Here is a 15,871-nt window from a genome sequence, read left to right on the forward strand (position 1 = left end):
GCCCATGCGCGAAAGTGGTGCCATGCATGCCAAGGACATCCTCATCGACGGCTACGGCCGGATCCGGGAAGAGGTCCACGCCGTGGTCGACGGCCTCGGCGCCGAGGAGCTGAACGCCCGGCCGTCCCCCGCCGCCAACTCCGTCGCCTGGCTGATCTGGCACCTCACCCGGGTCCAGGACGACCACATCGCCGACGCGTTCGGCCTGGACCAGCGCTGGCTCACCGGCGACTGGCCGGACCGCTTCGCGCTGGGCCTTCCGCACCACGACACGGGGTACGGTCACAGCCCGGCCAAGGTCACCAAGGTGCGGGTGAGCGACGGCGCCCTGCTCACCGGGTACTACGACGCCGTCCACGCCCAGACCCTCGGCGCGCTGCGCGACCTCGCCGCCAAGGATCTGGACCAGGTCGTCGACACCCGCTGGGATCCGCCGGTCACCCTCGGGGTGCGGCTGGTCAGCGTCCTGTCCGACGACCTCCAGCACGCCGGGCAGGCGGCCTACGTACGCGGGCTGGTGCGGAGCGCGGCGGCGTAACCCGGCAGCACCACGTCCTCGATCAGCGCCCTCCGCTCGTCGTACGGCAGGAAGGCGCTTTTGACGGCGTTCACGGTGACGGCGCGCAGATCCTCGACGGTCCATCCGGCGTGCTCCATCAGGAGGGCCATCTCGCGGGTCATGGTGGTACCCGAGACCAGCCGGTTGTCCGTGTTGAGGGTGACCCGGAAGCCCAGATCCTTCAGGACGGTGATCGGGTGATCGGCGATCGAGGCCGCCGCGCCCGTCTGGAGGTTGGACGTCGGGCACATCTCCAGCGCGATCCGGCGGTCCCGGACCCAGCCGGCGAGCCGGCCGAGCTTGCCGTCCACGATGTCGTCCATGATCCGCACCCCGTGCCCGATGCGCTGCGCGCCGCACACCTCAAGGGCCTGGTGGATGCTGGGCAGACCGTGCGCCTCCCCGGCGTGGATGGTGAACGGGACGCTCTCGCCGCGCAGGTAGGCGAACGCGTCGAGGTGGTCGGCGGGCGGGAAGCCGTCCTCGGCGCCCGCGATGTCGAAGCCGACGACCCCCGCGTCCCGGAACCCCACCGCCAGACCGGCGATCTCCCGGCTGCGGTCGAACATCCGCATCCCGCACAGCAGCGTGCCGACCCGGACCGGCGTCCCGGCCGCCCCGGCCTTCGCCATCCCGGCCGCGAGCCCCTCCTGGACACTCTCCACGACCTCCGGCAGGGTCAGCCCGCCCGCCAGCATCAGCTCGGGCGCGTAGCGCACCTCCGCGTACACCACTCCGTCCCCGGCGAGGTCCAGCACATACTCCTCGGCGGTGCGCAGGAGCCCTTCGCGACTCTGCAACACGGCGAGGGTGTGCTCGAAGGTGGCGATGTAACGCACCAGATCACCGGAGTTGGCCGCGTCGTGGTACCAGGCGGCGAGCGCCTCCGGGTCGGTGGCGGGCAGGGCGTGCCCGACCCTTTCCGCCAGCTCCACGACGGTGGCGGGACGCAGCCCGCCATCGAGATGATCGTGCAGCACGGCTTTGGGGAGGCGGCGGAGGGCGGCGGTGTCTACGCGCGTAGTGGTCATGGTGCGGTCTTTCTTGGGCGGGGTGCGGACATACCTGCGTACGGGATGTAGGGGATGCGTGGGATGTAGGGGACGTAGGGGGTGTGCTGAGCGGTCATGCGGAGGAGGTCCGGCAGCGGGCTGCCCGCCGGGCCGGGCCTATGCGTCGGCGGGCTGGAGCAGATCCCAGCGGTTGCCGTACAGATCCTGGAAGACGGCCACCGTGCCGTACGGCTCGTGCCGGGGCGCCTGTTCGAAGGTCACCCCGGCGGCCAGCATCCGGGCGTGATCGCGGGCGAGGTCGTCGGTGTACAGGAAGAACCCGACCCGCCCGCCGGTCTGGTCACCGATCCGCGCCCGCTGGGCCTCACCGTCGGCACGGGCGAGCAGCAGCGCGGTCCCGGCGCCTTCGGCGTCCGGCTCGACGACGACCCAGCGGGAGCCGTCGCCTTCGGCACGCGGCGAGTCCTCGGCGAGCCGGAAGCCGAGCGCCTCGGTGTAGAAGCGGATGGCCTTGTCGTAGTCGTCCACGACCACGGCGACCAGGGCGACGCGTCGCATCCGGGACCTCCAGGGAGAGCGGTTGACGGGAGAGGTTATACGTAAAATGCACGGGGTGCCAACCGGTTCCTTGCCCCGGCCCTTCCGCCGAGTCCGGTGCCTCCGCCGCCTCCGCCGCCTCCGCCGCGAGTCCTACGTCCCTGGCCGGAGGCGGTGACGGGGGATCGCCGGATAGCGTCCCGGTATGACGATCACGAAGCCGCCGCGTGACCGTGAGCGGCGCAGGCGGAATGTGCTGGACCGGCTGGAGCGCGAGGAGGACATCTGGGTGGCCTCGGCGGACGCCGACGGGGTGCCGTGTCTCGTCGCCCTCTGGTTCGTCTGGCACGAGGAGGCCGTCTGGCTGGCCACCCGCCCGACCAACCCCACCGGCCGCAATCTCGGCGCGGGGGCGCGAGCCACCCGGCTGGCGTTCGGGGACACCCAGGATGTCGTCCTCATCGACGGGGCGGCGGAGGTGTACGCGCGGGAGGAGGTGCCGGCCGGGGCGGCGGAGGCGTTCCTCGCGAAGACGGGGTGGGATCCGCGCGCGGAGCGGGCGACGTACGCGTACTACCGGGTGCGACCGCGGGCGGTGCAGTCGTGGCACGGGGAGCGGGAGTTGCCGCAGCGGCACCTCATGCGGGACGGACACTGGCTCGGCAAAGCGTGAGGGGACGGGTCTCCGGGGCGCGCGACCGGGCCTCCGTCTCCCGGCGGAGGCCCGGTCGGGAGACGGACACCGCACTCCGCGAACCGCGCCCTACGGGTACGCGTAGGTGTTGAGCGCGTCGACCGCGGCCGTCGGGTTGCCGAGGTCGTAGCGGTCCACGGCGAGGAAGTTGGGCTTCTTGCGGGCGGCGGGCAGGCAGAAGCGGGTGGCCCGGTCGGCGAGTTTGGTGTTGTCGGTCGCGGCCGTGCCGGACATCGTGGTGTCACGGAAGTGGTTCATGACGAAGAGGGGCTGGAAGGCGCCTTCGGTGCGGGTCAGCGGGATGTTGGTGTCCGCGCCGTACCAGCGGCTGTAGCAGGACCAGTTCGAGGTTCCGGTGCCGGAGCCCATGGACCAGTGGTTCTCCACGGTCCATTCGCTCTGGTACATCACGCCGAAGCTGTCGCGAGTCAGGCCCGCGGACTGGTCGGCGGAGCGGCTGTGGTCGGTGAAGATCAGCAGCCGGTCATTGGCGGCGATCAGGTCGGCGACCCTGGGCCAGCCGTTCTGGCGTACGCCGGTCTGGTCGGGGCGGTACAGGACGTCGGACAGGCCGCTCACCCGGGCGAGTTCGGAGCGCAGGACGCCCGGGTCGACGTAGTCCTCCAGGAAAACGGTGGCTATCTGGTCGGGGTGGGCCTTGAGGAAGTCCACGATCCGCTGGAGGTCGACCCACAGGGCGACGGGGCGGCTGACCAGGGTGCAGCTGTTGTGGCAGAGGATCGCGCCGTCGGGGGTCTGGTGGATGTCGAGCTGGAAGCCGCGGACGCCGTCGGTGAGCTGCTGCTGGATGCCGCGCGCCTGGTTGGGGAAGAGGTTGACGAAGGGCGGGGCGAAGCCGCCGTCGACGCCGTTGGCGTAGGCGTTGTGCGCGGTCAGGAAGGTGACCTGGTCCAGGGTGCGCTCACTCGCCGGGGGCATGGGGCGGGTCGTGGGGGTGACCGGGGTGAGATACCAGGCGGCGAGGGGGCCCGCGGCGCCGATGGCCAGCGGGGCGGGGTAGTTGGCGCCGGAGGGCTTGGCGGCGACGGTGAGGTGGCGGTCGGTGCCGGGGGCCTTGAGGGTGTACTGGTCGGCGCCGGACGGGGTGATCTCCCAGGGGGCGTCGGCGCCGGTGCAGGGGACGGTTCTGGCCCGGTCGCCGGAGCGGCCGAGGCAGGAGCCGGGGGCGTCCGTGTTCTCCAGGACGTGGGCGGAACCGGCGGCCCTGAGGGTCCATTGCTGGCGGTCCTCGTTGCCCTGGGGGTTGTGCTGTTCGACGGTGCCGCTCGCGTCGGAGGCGTTCAGGCCGGTGACGGCGCTCTGCACGTAGTAGGCGCCGGGGGTGGGGGCGGCGAGGGCCGACAGGCTGACGGGAGCGGTCTGGGCGGCAGCCCCGGCTTGGGGTGCCACGGCCGACGCGGCGAGCGCGAGGGCCGTGGCGAACAGGGCGTGGGGGGTGCGCATGACGGGGTCCTTCATCCGGAGGATCAGGTCAGGTGCATGACACCACGCCCCGCGAGACCGCGTCAGCAGTACAGGTTGGCGCCCGGTGAGACTCCGAGGATCTGGCTGAACCGGTTGTAGCTGTCGACCCGGCTCTGGACCTGGGCCGGGTTCTTGCCGTCGCACTCCAGGGTGCCGTTGATGGAACGGATGGTCTGGCCGAAGCCGGCGCCGTTGACCATGGCGTTGTGGCCGGTCATGGTGCCGGGGCCGGTCTGGGTGTTCCAGTACCACAGGCCGGTCTTCCAGGCGACCGAGGCGTTGTTCTGCACTTGCCAGGGGTTGTTCAGCAGATCGAGACCGAGGGCGTCACCGGCGGCCTTGTAGTTGAAGTTCCAGCTGAGCTGGATCGGGCCGCGGCCGTAGTACGCGGCCTGACCGGCCGGACAGCCGTACGACATGCTCCAGTTGCAGTAGACCGGGTAGTTCGCGGTGTTCTGCTCCACGATGTAGACCAGTCCGCCGGTCTCGTGGTTGACGTTGGCGAGGAAGGCGGCAGCCTCCTGCTTCTTCACGGTGTCGCTGCCGGTGTTGGCGAACGCCGGGTAGGAGCTGAGGGCGGCGACGAGCCCGCTGTAGGTGTAGAAGGAGTTCCGGCTCGGGAACATCTGGTTGAACTGCGCCTCGGTGACCACGAAGCTGGTGCTGGGGGTGCCGCTGTCACACGCGTACGGCTCCCAGTACCAGGTGCTGATGGTCGGGTCGTAGCCGGGGTTGGCGTACTCGGCGATGTACGCCTTCCCGTCCGTGTAGCGGACGATGGCACCGGCGGCGTACTGCTGCCCCGCCACCCAACTGGGGTAGCTGGAGCACGCGGCGGCGGACGCCTGCTGGGCCGGGAGCAGCACCGGGGCGGAACCGGCGAGGGTGAGAGCGGTCAGGACCGCTGCGATGCGCCTCTTCACGGAGTGAACTCCTTCGCGAGACACGGCCGCACCCGACGGGGCAGGGGTGAGAACGTTCCTTGACCATGCGTGCCGGTGACACCGGCCACAGCGGTGGGGGCGGCCGTGGTGGGGGGTTGTGGAGGGATACTCAACCGTCTTGGTCCGGACCAGTCAAGGGTTTAGACCAATCAAACGGCTCGGGGAGTGCCGGGAGACAGGTCACAAGAGCCTTCGCCCGGGCTGCCGGGAGACCGGTGAGGCTCCGTCAGCGCATTCGTCGGGGCTGCCGGGAGACCGGTGAGGCTCCGTCAGCAGGCGGGCCCGGGCTGTTGTGCCCGCTGCGAGACCGAGGCGGTCGGGAGAATCACTCCTTGACTTCCTCCCCCTCCTGAAGGAGGGGGATCCCTACGGCTCGCGCCGTGGGGGTTTCTGCTTCATCGCCGACTGCCCGCCCGGAGTGCTCCGTTGAGGTCTTACACCGGCTCCACAGACAGACGCCGTCAGCCCGACGGCCAGAATGTTGTTCGCCGCGTTCACGTCCCGGTCATGGGTCGTCCCGCAGCCCCTGCACGTCCAGGTGCGGACGTGCAGGGGCATCTTGTCCCGCAAGGTGCCGCAGGCGGAGCACAGCTTGGAGGAGGGGAACCAGCGGTCGATCGCGATCACTTCGCGGCCGTACCACTGGGCCTTGTACTCCAGCATGCTCCGCAGTTCCGACCACGCCGCGTCGCTGATGGCGCGGGCCAGGCTGCCGTTCCGCACCATGTTCCGGACGGAGAGGTCCTCGATCACGATCGTTTGGTTCTCACGAACGAGCCGGGTGGTGAGCTTGTGCAGATGGTCGCGCCTGCGGTCGGCGATACGGGCATGGACCCTGGCAGCCTTGCGGCGGGCCTTGGCCCGGTTCGCCCCGTCCCCCGCCGCCTTGCGGGCGAGCTGCCGCTGGGCCCTGGCGAGACGGACGCGGTCACGGCGCTCGTGCCGGGGGTTGGAGACCTTCTCCCCGGTGGAGAGGGTCAGCAGGTGGTCGAGTCCGACGTCGATGCCGACGGCCGTGTCCGTGGGCGGGAGCGGCTTCACGGTGGGGTCCTCGCACAGCAGGGACACGAACCAGCGTCCGGCCGCGTCCTGCGACACCGTCACCGTGGACGGCGACGCCCCCTCGGGCAGCGGACGGGACCACACGATGTCGAGCGGCTCGGCCATCTTCGCCAGGGTCAGCTTCCCGTCCCGGAACCGGAACGCGCTGGTGGTGTAATCCGCCGACCTCCGCGACTTCTTCCGCGACTTGAAACGCGGGTACTGGGCCCGCTTGCCGAAGAAGTTCGCGAACGCCGTCTGGAGGTGCCGCAGGGCCTGCTGGAGCGGCACGGGGGAGACATCGTTGAGGTAGGCGAGGTCCCCGGTCCTCTTCCAGGCCGTCAGCATCGCCGAGGTCTGGTTGTAGTTCACCCGCTCCTGCCGCGTCCACGCCTGCGTGCGTGCGGCGAGGGCCAGGTTGTAGACCTTCCGCACACAGCCGAACGTGCGCGACAGCTCCGCTGCCTGCGCATCGGTCGGACAGAAGCGGTACTTGAACGCCCGCTTCACATGGGTGGCCTTCACGACTCACGCACTACCTCACCAGTTTGTGACGGAGTGCGGGTAGTTGGGGGTGGGCGCTGGTACGCCTTGGCGACGAACCGGCTTTCCCTGCCCCGCTCCGCAGGAGCCTCGTTTCCTCCCCCGGCTCAAGCCGGGGGTACCCACGAAGGAGAGAACCGATGACCAGCGCATCGCCTCCGGCCACCCCATCGCATCCCCTCGTCGACCGGGCCCGGCGGCTCGCCCGCGAGTTGCTCGTCCCGCACGCCGAACAGGTGGACCAATCGGAGGTGCCCGCCGGGCATCTGGCCGTGATCCGGTGGTCCGGGCTGCTGGGGGTGAGCGCGCCCGTCGAGTACGGCGGGGCGGGCGCGCCGGACTCGGTGGCGCGGGAGGTCTCGGAGATCCTGGCGGGCGCCTGCTGTTCGACCTGGTTCGTGCAGACCCAGCACCACACACCGGTCCGGCTGCTCGCCCGGTCCCAGTCGCCGGTACGGGAACGGCTGCTGCGCAAGCTGGCCACCGGCGAACTCATGGCCGGGGTCGCGTACGCGCACGTCCGCTCCTACCCCCGGGTGCCGGTGCGGGCGACGGCCGTGCGGGGCGGCTGGCGGTTCGACGGGACCGTGCCCTGGTACACCGGCTGGGGGCTCAACGACGTGATGCTGCTCGCGGGCGTCGCCGAGGGGGGTGAGCTGGTGTTCGCGTTCGCCGACGCCCGGGAGCAGCCTGGCCTGCGGCCGTCGGCGCCGATGCGGCTGGCGGCACTGTCGGCCGCGCGGACCGTCGCCGTGGAACTGGACGGCCTGCGGCTGCCGGAGGAGGCGGTGGTGCTGCGCACCCCACGGAAGACGTTCGCCCAGGTCGACATTCCCCACAGCGCCAATGCCTCGCCGGCGCTGTTCGGCATCGCGTACGCGGCGCTGGACCTGCTGGAGGGGGATGCGCGGGACGTCGTACGGCCGCTGCGGTCGCGGTTGGACGAGGTGCGCGAGCGGGCGTACGCCCTCGCCGACGACGCGGCGCCGCAGGAGCGGTTCGAGGAGCGGCTGGCGTTGCGGGTGCGGGCGCACGACCTGATGCGCGCGGCCACCACCGCCGCTGTGGTGGCGGGCGGCGGCCGGGCGACCGGCCTCGCCAGTCCGGCCCAGCGGCTGTACCGCGAGGGCATGTTCCTGCTGATCCAGGCCCAGACGGCGCCGGTGCGCGAGGCGCATCTCGCGCAGCTGGCGGCGACGGCGGAGGAGGGGTAGGGCCTGCGGTCGGCGGCTAGCTCGTGAACGGCACCTTGGCCGGTGTGCCCGGCGCCGCCCCCGCCGGGTGCCGCCACAGCCCCTGTGCCGCCAGCAGGGGCAGCACGCCTTCCCCGAACCAGTACGCCTCCTCCAGATGCGGGTAGCCGGACAGCACGAACTCCTCGATGCCGAGGGCGTGGTACTCGCGGACCCGGTCGGCGACCTCGGCGTGGCTGCCGACCAGGGCGGTGCCGGCGCCGCCGCGTACCAGCCCGATGCCCGCCCAGAGGTTGGGGTGGATCTCCAGGCCGTCACGGCTGCCGCCGTGCAGGGCGAGCATGCGGCGCTGTCCCTCGGACTCGCTGCGGGCGAGCCCCTGCTGGACCGCGCGCACGGTGTCCGGGTCGAACCCGGCCAGCAGCCGGTCCGCCTCGGCCCATGCCTGGTCGGCGGTGTCGCGGGTGATGACGTGCAGCCGGATGCCGAAGCGCAGGGTGCGGCCCTCGCGGGCGGCGAGCTGCCGGATCCGGGCGATCTTCTCGGCGACCTGGGCGGGCGGCTCGCCCCAGGTGAGGTACACGTCGACGTACCGCGCGGCGATCTCCCCGGCGATCGGCGAGGACCCGCCGAAGTACACCTCCGGGGCCGGATCGGGCACCCGGGCCAGCCTGGCGTCCTCGACGCGCAGGTGGGCGCCGTCCAGGTCGACGGTCTTGCCGTCCCACAACTCCCGTACGACGTGCAGGAATTCGCCTGTACGGCGGTAGCGGTCGTCCTTGTCGAGGAAGTCGCCGTAGGCCCGCTGCTCATGGCTCTCGCCGCCGGTGACCACATTGAGCAGCAGCCGTCCGCCGCTCTGCCGCTGGAAGGTGGACGCCATCTGGGCGGCCAGGGTCGGGGAGACGAAGCCGGGCCGGAACGCGACCAGGAACTTCAGCCGCTCGGTGTGCTGGCTGACCATCGCCGTGGTCAGCCAGGCGTCCTCGCACCAGGCGCCGGTGGGGGTGAGGGCGGCGGCGAAGCCCAGGTCCTCGGCGGCGCGGGCGATCTGGCTCAGATAGGCGACGGTGGGCGGCCGGTCGCGGCCGGAGGCGGTGGCCGGGCTTCCGTGGCCGCCGCCGACGACATGGCGACTGTCGCCGTTGGTGGGCAGGAACCAGTGGAACGTGAGGGTCACCGGGGTCTCCGATCGGCGCGGGCGGTGCGGCGGCTGGGGTGCGGACGTCTCGGTGCGGGGCGTGGGGCTGGGTGCGGGGCGTGGGCTGGGTGCGGGGCGTGGGGCTCGGTGCGGGCCGTCAGGCTCGGTGCGGGCCGTGGGGCTCGGTGCGGGCCGTGGGGCTCGGTGCGGAGCGTCAGGCTCGGTGCGGGCCGTCAGGCTCAAGGGCCGTGCGTTTCACAGCAGGCCGTGGCGGGGTGGCTTGATGCCGCTCAGGGCGTACCGGCCCAGGTGCTGGAGTTTCCAGCGGGCCGGGTCGTGCAGGGTGTGGGTGCGGGCGTCGCGCCAGTGCCGGTGCAGATTGAGCGCGTCGAGCGCGGAGCGGGTGCCGGAGACCTCGAACAGGGCGCTGGTCAGTTCCACGGCGGTGTGGGCGGCGTGCGCCTTGGCGGCGGCGACCGCGAGGGAGGCGTCCGCGGCCGAGTCGTCGGTGAGCCGGACGCCCGCCAGGTCCACCGCCCGGCCGGCCTCGGCGAGCAGCGCCTGGGACGCGCGGAGCTGGAGGTCGAGTTCCCCGAAGCGCTGGATCAGCAGCGGGTCCTCGGCGGCGGTGTCGGCACCGCTCTCGAACCAGGGCCGGCTCTTCCTCCGTACGAACTCCGCCGCCTCGGCCAGCGCTCCGGCGGCGATGCCCGTGTCGATGGCCGCGTGCAGCAGCTGGGCGAGCGCGCCGTGGAGCTGGGGGCCGCGGAAGGTCAGATGGTGCGGGAGCACCCGGTCGGCGGGGACGGGGACGGACTCCAGGCGGACGGTGCCGCTGGCGGTGGTGCGCTGGCCCATGCCGTCCCAGTCGTCCACGACGGTCAGTCCGGGGGCGTCGCGCGGGACGTACGCCACGTGCAGGTTGTCGTCCTCGGCGCGGGCCAGGACCGGGATCCAGTCGGCGAACAGGGCACCGGTGGCGTAGTGCTTGACGCCGGTCAGACGGTAGGAGCCGTCGGGGGCGGGGGTCAGCCGGGTGCGGATGTCCTGGAGGTGCCGGGTACCGGCCTCGGACTGGGCGTTGCCGAACCGGCGTCCGGCGAGGACCTCCGCGTAGAAGAACTTCCGCTGCTGCGGGGTGCCCTGGCGGCGCACGACGTTGACGTACGCGAAATGGCTCTGCGGGATCTGGGCGAGGCTGGCGTCGGCCTCGGCGAGGCGGCGGAAGATCTCGGCGAGGGCGCGGGCGGAAATGTCGGCGCCGCCGTGCTCCTCGGGGACGGTGACGGCGAGCAGGCCGGAGGCGGAGAGCCGGTCGAGTTCGGCGCGCGGCAGCCGCCGTTCGGCGTCGCGTACGGAGGCTTCGGTGCGGAACGCGTCGGCCAGTTCCGTCGCGACGGCGAGCGCCTCGCACTCGTCGGCGATGACATGCACGCGGGTGGGCATGTCAGCTCGCGGCGGCCAGGAAGGGCCTGCTGCCCAGGGCGACCGAGAACTGGTCGACGACCTGCGTGAGCGCCTCACCCGCGCCCTCGGCGACGGTCAGGGTGCCGTCGTCGTGCACGGTGATGTCCTTGTCGAGGGTGAACCAGCCCTGCACTATGTGGCCCGCGCCCATGGAACTCAGCACCGGGCGCAGTGCGTAGTCGATGGCCAGCACATGGGCGGTGGTGCCGCCGGTGGCGAGCGGCAGCACGGTCTTCCCGGCCAGCGCGTACTGCGGGAGCAGATCCAGCAGGGCTTTGAGCACACCGGAGTACGCGGCTTTGTAGACCGGCGTGCCGACGACCACGCCGTCCGCCCTGGCGAACAGCTCGGTGGCCTCGACGATCGCCGGGTGCCGGAAGTCGGCGCCGAGCAACGCCTCGGCGGGGATGGTGCGGACGTCGAGCGGGATCACCTCGTGGCCCTGGGAGGTGAGCCGCTGGTCGAGATGGCGCAGCAGGCGGTTGGTGCGGGAGGCGGCGGAGGGACTGCCGGAGACGGACAGGACGGTGGCCATGCGTTCCTCTTTCGGGGAGCGGTACTTCGGGAAGCGAATGCAGGGGGTCAGGAGTACCAGGTGGGTTCGGTCAGTTCGCCTGCGAGGATCCGGCGGTGGCCGGCAGCGGGGCGAGGCTGAAGGCCGTCGACTCGTGCTGGTACTCGGCGCCGTAGCCGGCCATGCAACGGACCTGGCTGAGGGCGTAGTCGAAACCGTTGTTCTCGGCGAGGACGGCGAGTTCGCGGTTGTAGTCGTATCCCCAGTCGGTGCGCTGCTCGATCCGGCTGGTGACGAGTCCGCCGCTGACGTCGGGCACCCAATAGGCGAATTGCAAAGGCTGGCCGGGCATACGGAACTCCTGTTGCGGAATGCAGGGGACGCCGAATTCAGGAATCACGGAAAGCGGGGCCGCGGGCGGCGCTCGGCGTGCGGAAAGCACGGCTGACCTGCGTCAGCTGTGCTGGGTGGGGAGGCGCGGCAGGGTCAGGCCGCGACGCAACAGGAGGCGCTGGAGACGCGCGCGAGATCGACATGGCGTCGTCGCGTGAGATCCAGTCGCATCAGCATGTCCTCGATCGTCGCAGCCGCCTGTCCGGGCGTCAAGGTAAACCCGACCGGTCTCGTATCCCGGACCATTGAATTTCATGAACGTGTGACAGGGAAACCCTTGAACGCGAGGGAAAACGGCACCCATTCTGCTGCCGTGCGCACCGAACAGCTGGAATACATCACGGCCGTCACCCGGCTCGGCTCCCTGCGCCGCGCCGCCGAGGAACTGCGCCTGTCCCAGCCCGCATTGAGCGAGACGGTCCGGAACCTGGAGCGTGAGCTGGGCGTCGATCTGCTGGAGCGCAAACGGTCCGGGGCGACGATGAGCACCTCCGGGCGGGAGCTGCTGCCGCACATCGTCGAGGTGCTGGAGGCGGTGGACCGGCTGCGGGCGGCGGCCGGCGAGCAGCACCGGATCAGCCGGATGGTCCGGGTGGGCACGGTGAACGCGGCGACGGTGCCGCTCCTGCTGCCGGTGGTACGGGAGTTCCGCGCCGCGCATCCGGTCACCCAGGTCGAGGTGGTCGCCGCGCAGCAGACGGACATCCACCGGGGGCTGCTGGAGGGCGGGTTCGATCTGGGGCTGGTCAATCAGCTGGAGGGCGACGACCAGCCCGCCGGCTTGGAGTCGACGGAGCTGTTGCGCGGGCGGCCGGTGGTGTGCGTACGGCCGGACAGCGCGCTGGCGGCGTACGACGCCGTGCCGGTGACGCGGCTGCTGGACGGGCCGCTGATCACGATGCGCTCGGGCTATGTGATGCACCGTTTCGTGCACCGGCTGCTGGACGGGCGGGACGCGTCGTTCGCGTACTCCACGGACGGGGCCGAGCTGGGCAAGCTGATGGTGGCCGAGGGGCTGGGCGCGACGGTGCTGCCGGATTTCAGCGTGGTCGGGGATCCGCTGGAGCGGCGGGGCGCGATCACGTGCCGGCCGATCGCCGGGGACACCACTCAGGTGCTGCTGATGCTGCGCCGGCGCCGGGCGGATTCCGTGCCACAGGCGGCCCAGGACCTGCACGAGGCGTTCGTCCGGCACGCCCGTCACGTCTCATCCATCGGTCGCCCACCCCTGCGAACTACACATAAGGGCGAAATGGGAGCAGAATGAACTTATGCGGCGTTTACCGCACACCGCACCAGAAGCGGTAATGCCTGCCAGTCACAAGGGAGACGACTCATGGCCAATGTCTCGCACACCAGAGGTGACATATCAAGCCACCCTGATGTCTCCGAAATGCGGGATCGCTATGCCCGCATGCTCGGCGGTCGCGACGTGGCGCTCATGGACGGACCGGTGTTCCTGCTCGGTCTGTACTGTGCGGCGTCCCCGTGGATAGTCCACTACACGACCACTCAGCCACCGCTCGCGACCCACAATCTGATCATGGGTGTCGCGATCGTTCTGCTGGCCCTCGGTTTCACCAGGGCTCCTGAACGCATGTACGGCCTGAGCTGGGCCATGTGCGCCATGGGCGTGTGGATGATCATCGCGCCATGGATCGTGGGGACCAACCCCGACAAGGGCGTCATCTGGAACAACGCCGTCATCGGCGGCCTGGCCGTGCTGCTGGGTCTCGCCTGCGCCGGCGCGGCCTGGCGGACCGCCCGCAAGCCGCTGGCGGCCAACAGGCGGTCCGTGGACCGGACGGTCGACAGGCCGGACAGGCCGGTGGACCGGCCCATGGACGACCGGTAGACGACCGACAGACGACCGGTGGACAGCCGATCGGGCAAGACCGGAAGCAAGGTCTGAACCAAGGCCGGAAGCAAGGAAGGACGGACGGGAATCGGCCGGTCCGCGGTGCAGCTGGCCGCGGACCGGCCGCCCCGCGTCATGACGTGGGCATCAGCCACGGCTCCTGCGGCAGGGAGCGGCCCGTCTCCAGCAGGGACTTCAGGTTGGACAGCACCTGCGGCCAGCCCGTCGAGACGTCCGCCAGCTCGCCCTCGTCGTACAGGTCCACGTGGGTGACGGTGAGCCGGACGATGTCGTCGTGCGGCCGGATGTCGTAGGTGACGCGCGAGTAGGCGTCCTCCTGGTCCTCCCTCGCGGGGTCGGTCCAGGTGGTGACCAGCCGGGTCGGGCGCTCGCTCTCGACGACCTTGCCGACGATGTCCTCGACGCCGGAGCCGTCGGTGCGCACATGCGCCCAGCGTGATCCCGGGCGCCAGTCCGGCGAGACATTGCTGTGGCCCCAGTAGTCGGCGGTCAGCTCGGCGTCGGTGAGCGCGTCCCAGACCTTCTCGGGGGTGCTCGCGATGTAGGTGACGTACACGTAGGTGGGCTTGTCGGTCATGGCTTCCTCGGCTCGTCGTTTCAGGGCGCCGAGCGCGCGCAGCCGCGGGCGCTCGAACTTGTCGATCCACCGCTCCTGGATCTCGTGGAGCGGTACGGGATTGAGGTAGTGCAGCTTTTCCCTGCCCCGCCGCACCGTGCTGACCAGGTTCGCGGCCTCCAGGACGGCCAGATGCTGGGTCACCGACTGACGGGTCATCTCGATCCGCGCGCACAGCTCACCGAGCGTCTGCCCGTTGTGCTCGTGCAGCCGGTCGAGAAGCCTTCGGCGGGTGTCGTCGGCCAGCGCCTTGAAGACCCGGTCCGTCGCGGTGTCGCTCTCTGATCGCACACTCAACGTTATGCAGGCATTTCCTTGCATGTCAAGCGCGGCACTGTCCGGTGGCGGAACCGGCCCCGGGCGCCCGCGAAAAATGGGTTGATCGCCCCGCCGCCCTCCCTCTACCGTCCCCGGCATGACAGCTCCCGAGTCGGACAGAACCAGGCCGCCGGTCACTCGGCGGCGGACGGGTCACGGGCTGTAGCCGATCGCCCGATCGATCGGCCCGGCTCCCACCCACCTTTCTCTCGCCTCCAGTGGCCGGACACGCGTTCCGTGGGCCCGGTCGCCCTTCGGTGTGTCTTCGTCCTGCTCCGGCGACTCATCCGACTCCGGCGGCGACTCGGCTCACGGCAGCCCCTGTTGCCCCGCCTCGCCGTTGGAGCCGACTTCCGTGCCGTTGTTCATCCGTGTCCTCAGCCTTGCCGTGTTCGCGCAGGGCACCTCCGAATTCATGCTCGCCGGGCTGGTCCCCGGCATCGCCGACGACCTCGACGTGTCGACCGGCGCCGCCGCGAGCCTCACCTCCGCCTACGCCGTCGGAATGGTCGTCGGCGCCCCCGTGATGGCCGCGCTGAGCGCCCGCTGGCCCCGGCGGCGGGCGCTCGCCAGCTTCCTGGCGGCGTTCATCGCCGTGCATGTCGTCGGCGCGCTCACCGGTGACTTCGCCGTCCTGTTCGGCACGCGGATCGTCGCGGCCGTGGCCAACGCCGGTTTCCTCGCCGTGGCGATGTCCGTCGCGCACAGCCTCGCCGCCCCGGCGAAGCGGGCGCGGGCCACCGCCGTGCTGCTCTCCGGCATCACCCTGGCCTGTGTCGTGGGGGTGCCCGCGGGCGCGGCGCTGGGGGACGCCGCCGGGTGGCGGGCGGCGTTCTGGGCGGTGGCCGTGCTCTGTCTGCCGGCCCTGGCCCTGGTCTTCCGGTCGGCCCCGGCCGACGCGACGGGGGCCGGGCCCGTCTCCGTCCGCTCGGAGGCACGGGTGCTGCGGCTGCGGCCGGTCCGGGTGGCGCTGGTGCTCGGGGCGCTGGTGAACGGGGCGACCTTCGCCACCTTCGCCTACCTGGCGGTGCTGGCGACCGAGGTGACCGGCCTGTCCGATGGCGTGGTGCCGGGGCTGCTGGCGGCGTTCGGCGTCGGCTCGTTCGCCGGGGTCACCTGGGCGGGCCGCACCGGGGACGGCAGCCTGCGGCGGGGGCTGCGCGCCGCCCTGCTCGCGCTGCCCGCCGCCTGGGCCGTACTGGCGCTGACCAGTACCTCGGCCGCCGCGCTCTTCCCGCTCGCCGTGCTGCTCGGCGCGCTGTCCTTCGGCATCGGCTCGTCGCTGATCAACCGGGTCATGCGTACGGCGTCCGGCGCCCCGGCGCTCGCGGGGTCCTTCGCGACCGTCGCGTTCAACGCCGGGGCGTTCGCGGGCCCGTTGCTCGCCGGGGCGGCGGCGGAGGCCGGCCAGGACGCACGGCTGGCGGTGTGGGTGAGTGTGGGGCTGTCGGCGGCAGCGGGGGGTGTGCTGCTGGCCGGTCGCGTGAGGTCGTAGGGGGGATGGAGGCTGGGGCCGGGTGGGGTCGCGGGGGTG

The 15,871-nt window shown here is 71.5% G+C and carries 15 protein-coding genes and 2 pseudogenes; 6 read left to right on the forward strand and 11 right to left on the reverse strand.

All coding sequences use genetic code 11. From position 1 onward, the window contains the following. Positions 1-22: 22 nt before the first annotated feature. Entirely contained in the window at positions 23-538 is a 516-nt protein-coding gene (locus ACFRFC_RS20730) for a DinB family protein (RefSeq protein ID WP_382679075.1), read from the forward strand. Here ACFRFC_RS20730 and ACFRFC_RS20735 read toward each other — a convergent pair. Further along, the gene (locus tag ACFRFC_RS20735; protein WP_382679072.1) at positions 502-1,590 is read right to left on the reverse strand and encodes an adenosine deaminase; all 1,089 of its coding nucleotides are present in this window, start codon (positions 1,588-1,590) and stop codon (positions 502-504) included. The genes ACFRFC_RS20730 and ACFRFC_RS20735 overlap by 37 nt on opposite strands. Positions 1,591-1,728: 138 nt before the next feature. Beyond that, the gene (locus ACFRFC_RS20740) at positions 1,729-2,130 is read right to left on the reverse strand and encodes a VOC family protein (RefSeq protein WP_382679070.1); all 402 of its coding nucleotides are present in this window, start codon (positions 2,128-2,130) and stop codon (positions 1,729-1,731) included. Positions 2,131-2,314: 184 nt separating this feature from the next. Here ACFRFC_RS20740 and ACFRFC_RS20745 point away from each other — a divergent pair, with 184 nt between their 5' ends. Then, the gene (locus ACFRFC_RS20745) at positions 2,315-2,782 is read left to right on the forward strand and encodes a pyridoxamine 5'-phosphate oxidase family protein (RefSeq protein WP_382679067.1); all 468 of its coding nucleotides are present in this window, start codon (positions 2,315-2,317) and stop codon (positions 2,780-2,782) included. A 90-nt stretch (positions 2,783-2,872) separates the two neighbouring features. Here ACFRFC_RS20745 and ACFRFC_RS20750 read toward each other — a convergent pair whose 3' ends face one another. The 3 genes from ACFRFC_RS20750 to ACFRFC_RS20760 all read right to left on the reverse strand — a co-directional run bounded on the left by ACFRFC_RS20750 (position 2,873) and on the right by ACFRFC_RS20760 (position 6,798). Further along, positions 2,873-4,267 carry a phospholipase gene (locus ACFRFC_RS20750; RefSeq protein ID WP_382679064.1) on the reverse strand — a complete coding sequence of 465 codons (1,395 nt, stop codon included), beginning with the start codon at positions 4,265-4,267 and terminating at the stop codon, positions 2,873-2,875. Positions 4,268-4,329: 62 nt separating this feature from the next. Then, on the reverse strand, positions 4,330-5,211 hold the full coding sequence (locus tag ACFRFC_RS20755) for a glycoside hydrolase family 19 protein (protein WP_382679061.1): 882 nt from the start codon (positions 5,209-5,211) through the stop codon (positions 4,330-4,332). A gap of 387 nt (positions 5,212-5,598) precedes the next feature. Then, a complete protein-coding gene (locus tag ACFRFC_RS20760; RefSeq protein ID WP_382679058.1) occupies positions 5,599-6,798 on the reverse strand; it encodes an RNA-guided endonuclease InsQ/TnpB family protein in 1,200 nt (399 codons plus the stop codon). Positions 6,799-6,956: 158 nt separating this feature from the next. Between ACFRFC_RS20760 and ACFRFC_RS20765 the strand changes: the two genes are divergently transcribed. Next, a complete protein-coding gene (locus tag ACFRFC_RS20765; protein WP_382679055.1) occupies positions 6,957-8,030 on the forward strand; it encodes an acyl-CoA dehydrogenase family protein in 1,074 nt (357 codons plus the stop codon). Positions 8,031-8,046: 16 nt separating this feature from the next. Here ACFRFC_RS20765 and ACFRFC_RS20770 read toward each other — a convergent pair whose 3' ends face one another. The 5 genes and pseudogenes from ACFRFC_RS20770 to ACFRFC_RS20790 all read right to left on the reverse strand — a co-directional run bounded on the left by ACFRFC_RS20770 (position 8,047) and on the right by ACFRFC_RS20790 (position 11,770). Further along, entirely contained in the window at positions 8,047-9,189 is a 1,143-nt protein-coding gene (locus ACFRFC_RS20770) for an LLM class flavin-dependent oxidoreductase (RefSeq protein ID WP_382679052.1), read from the reverse strand. Positions 9,190-9,405: 216 nt separating this feature from the next. Continuing rightward, entirely contained in the window at positions 9,406-10,596 is a 1,191-nt protein-coding gene (locus tag ACFRFC_RS20775; RefSeq protein ID WP_382679049.1) for an SfnB family sulfur acquisition oxidoreductase, read from the reverse strand. 1 nt (position 10,597) lies between these two features. Next, on the reverse strand, positions 10,598-11,152 hold the full coding sequence (ssuE, locus tag ACFRFC_RS20780) for an NADPH-dependent FMN reductase (protein WP_382679046.1): 555 nt from the start codon (positions 11,150-11,152) through the stop codon (positions 10,598-10,600). Between the two features lie 94 nt (positions 11,153-11,246). After that, positions 11,247-11,483, reverse strand: a pseudogene (locus ACFRFC_RS20785) (dimethyl sulfone monooxygenase SfnG); the annotation flags it as partial. 134 nt (positions 11,484-11,617) lie between these two features. Next, positions 11,618-11,770, reverse strand: coding sequence for a putative leader peptide (locus ACFRFC_RS20790; RefSeq protein WP_383112638.1), 153 nt, complete (start codon positions 11,768-11,770; stop codon positions 11,618-11,620). Positions 11,771-11,837: 67 nt separating this feature from the next. On the opposite strand from ACFRFC_RS20790, the gene ACFRFC_RS20795 reads away from it, so the two are divergent. Beyond that, positions 11,838-12,791 carry a LysR family transcriptional regulator gene (locus ACFRFC_RS20795; RefSeq protein ID WP_382679043.1) on the forward strand — a complete coding sequence of 318 codons (954 nt, stop codon included), beginning with the start codon at positions 11,838-11,840 and terminating at the stop codon, positions 12,789-12,791. Between the two features lie 69 nt (positions 12,792-12,860). After that, a pseudogene (locus ACFRFC_RS20800) lies at positions 12,861-13,298 on the forward strand (SPW repeat protein); the annotation flags it as partial. Between the two features lie 217 nt (positions 13,299-13,515). On the opposite strand, the gene ACFRFC_RS20805 reads toward ACFRFC_RS20800, so the two are convergent. After that, positions 13,516-14,316, reverse strand: a complete 801-nt coding sequence (locus ACFRFC_RS20805; protein ID WP_382679040.1) for an ArsR/SmtB family transcription factor — start codon at positions 14,314-14,316, stop codon at positions 13,516-13,518. Between the two features lie 376 nt (positions 14,317-14,692). On the opposite strand from ACFRFC_RS20805, the gene ACFRFC_RS20810 reads away from it, so the two are divergent. Continuing rightward, positions 14,693-15,832: a Cmx/CmrA family chloramphenicol efflux MFS transporter gene (locus ACFRFC_RS20810; RefSeq protein ID WP_382679037.1), complete on the forward strand. Its 1,140-nt coding sequence runs from the start codon at positions 14,693-14,695 to the stop codon at positions 15,830-15,832. Positions 15,833-15,871 lie beyond the last annotated feature (39 nt).

This window comes from Streptomyces sp. NPDC056734 (assembly GCF_042790455.1).
GTDB lineage: Bacteria > Actinomycetota > Actinomycetes > Streptomycetales > Streptomycetaceae > Streptomyces.

Coding starts and splice junctions, on each gene's coding strand:
- ACFRFC_RS20740 (WP_382679070.1), bottom strand. CDS start 2,130: ATGCGACGCGTCGCCCTGGTCGCCGTGGTCGTGGACGACTACGACAAG.
- ACFRFC_RS20765 (WP_382679055.1), top strand. CDS start 6,957: ATGACCAGCGCATCGCCTCCGGCCACCCCATCGCATCCCCTCGTCGAC.
- ssuE (WP_382679046.1), bottom strand. CDS start 11,152: ATGGCCACCGTCCTGTCCGTCTCCGGCAGTCCCTCCGCCGCCTCCCGC.
- ACFRFC_RS20775 (WP_382679049.1), bottom strand. CDS start 10,596: ATGCCCACCCGCGTGCATGTCATCGCCGACGAGTGCGAGGCGCTCGCC.
- ACFRFC_RS20750 (WP_382679064.1), bottom strand. CDS start 4,267: ATGCGCACCCCCCACGCCCTGTTCGCCACGGCCCTCGCGCTCGCCGCG.
- ACFRFC_RS20730 (WP_382679075.1), top strand. CDS start 23: ATGCATGCCAAGGACATCCTCATCGACGGCTACGGCCGGATCCGGGAA.
- ACFRFC_RS20745 (WP_382679067.1), top strand. CDS start 2,315: ATGACGATCACGAAGCCGCCGCGTGACCGTGAGCGGCGCAGGCGGAAT.
- ACFRFC_RS20790 (WP_383112638.1), bottom strand. CDS start 11,770: ATGGTCCGGGATACGAGACCGGTCGGGTTTACCTTGACGCCCGGACAG.
- ACFRFC_RS20735 (WP_382679072.1), bottom strand. CDS start 1,590: ATGACCACTACGCGCGTAGACACCGCCGCCCTCCGCCGCCTCCCCAAA.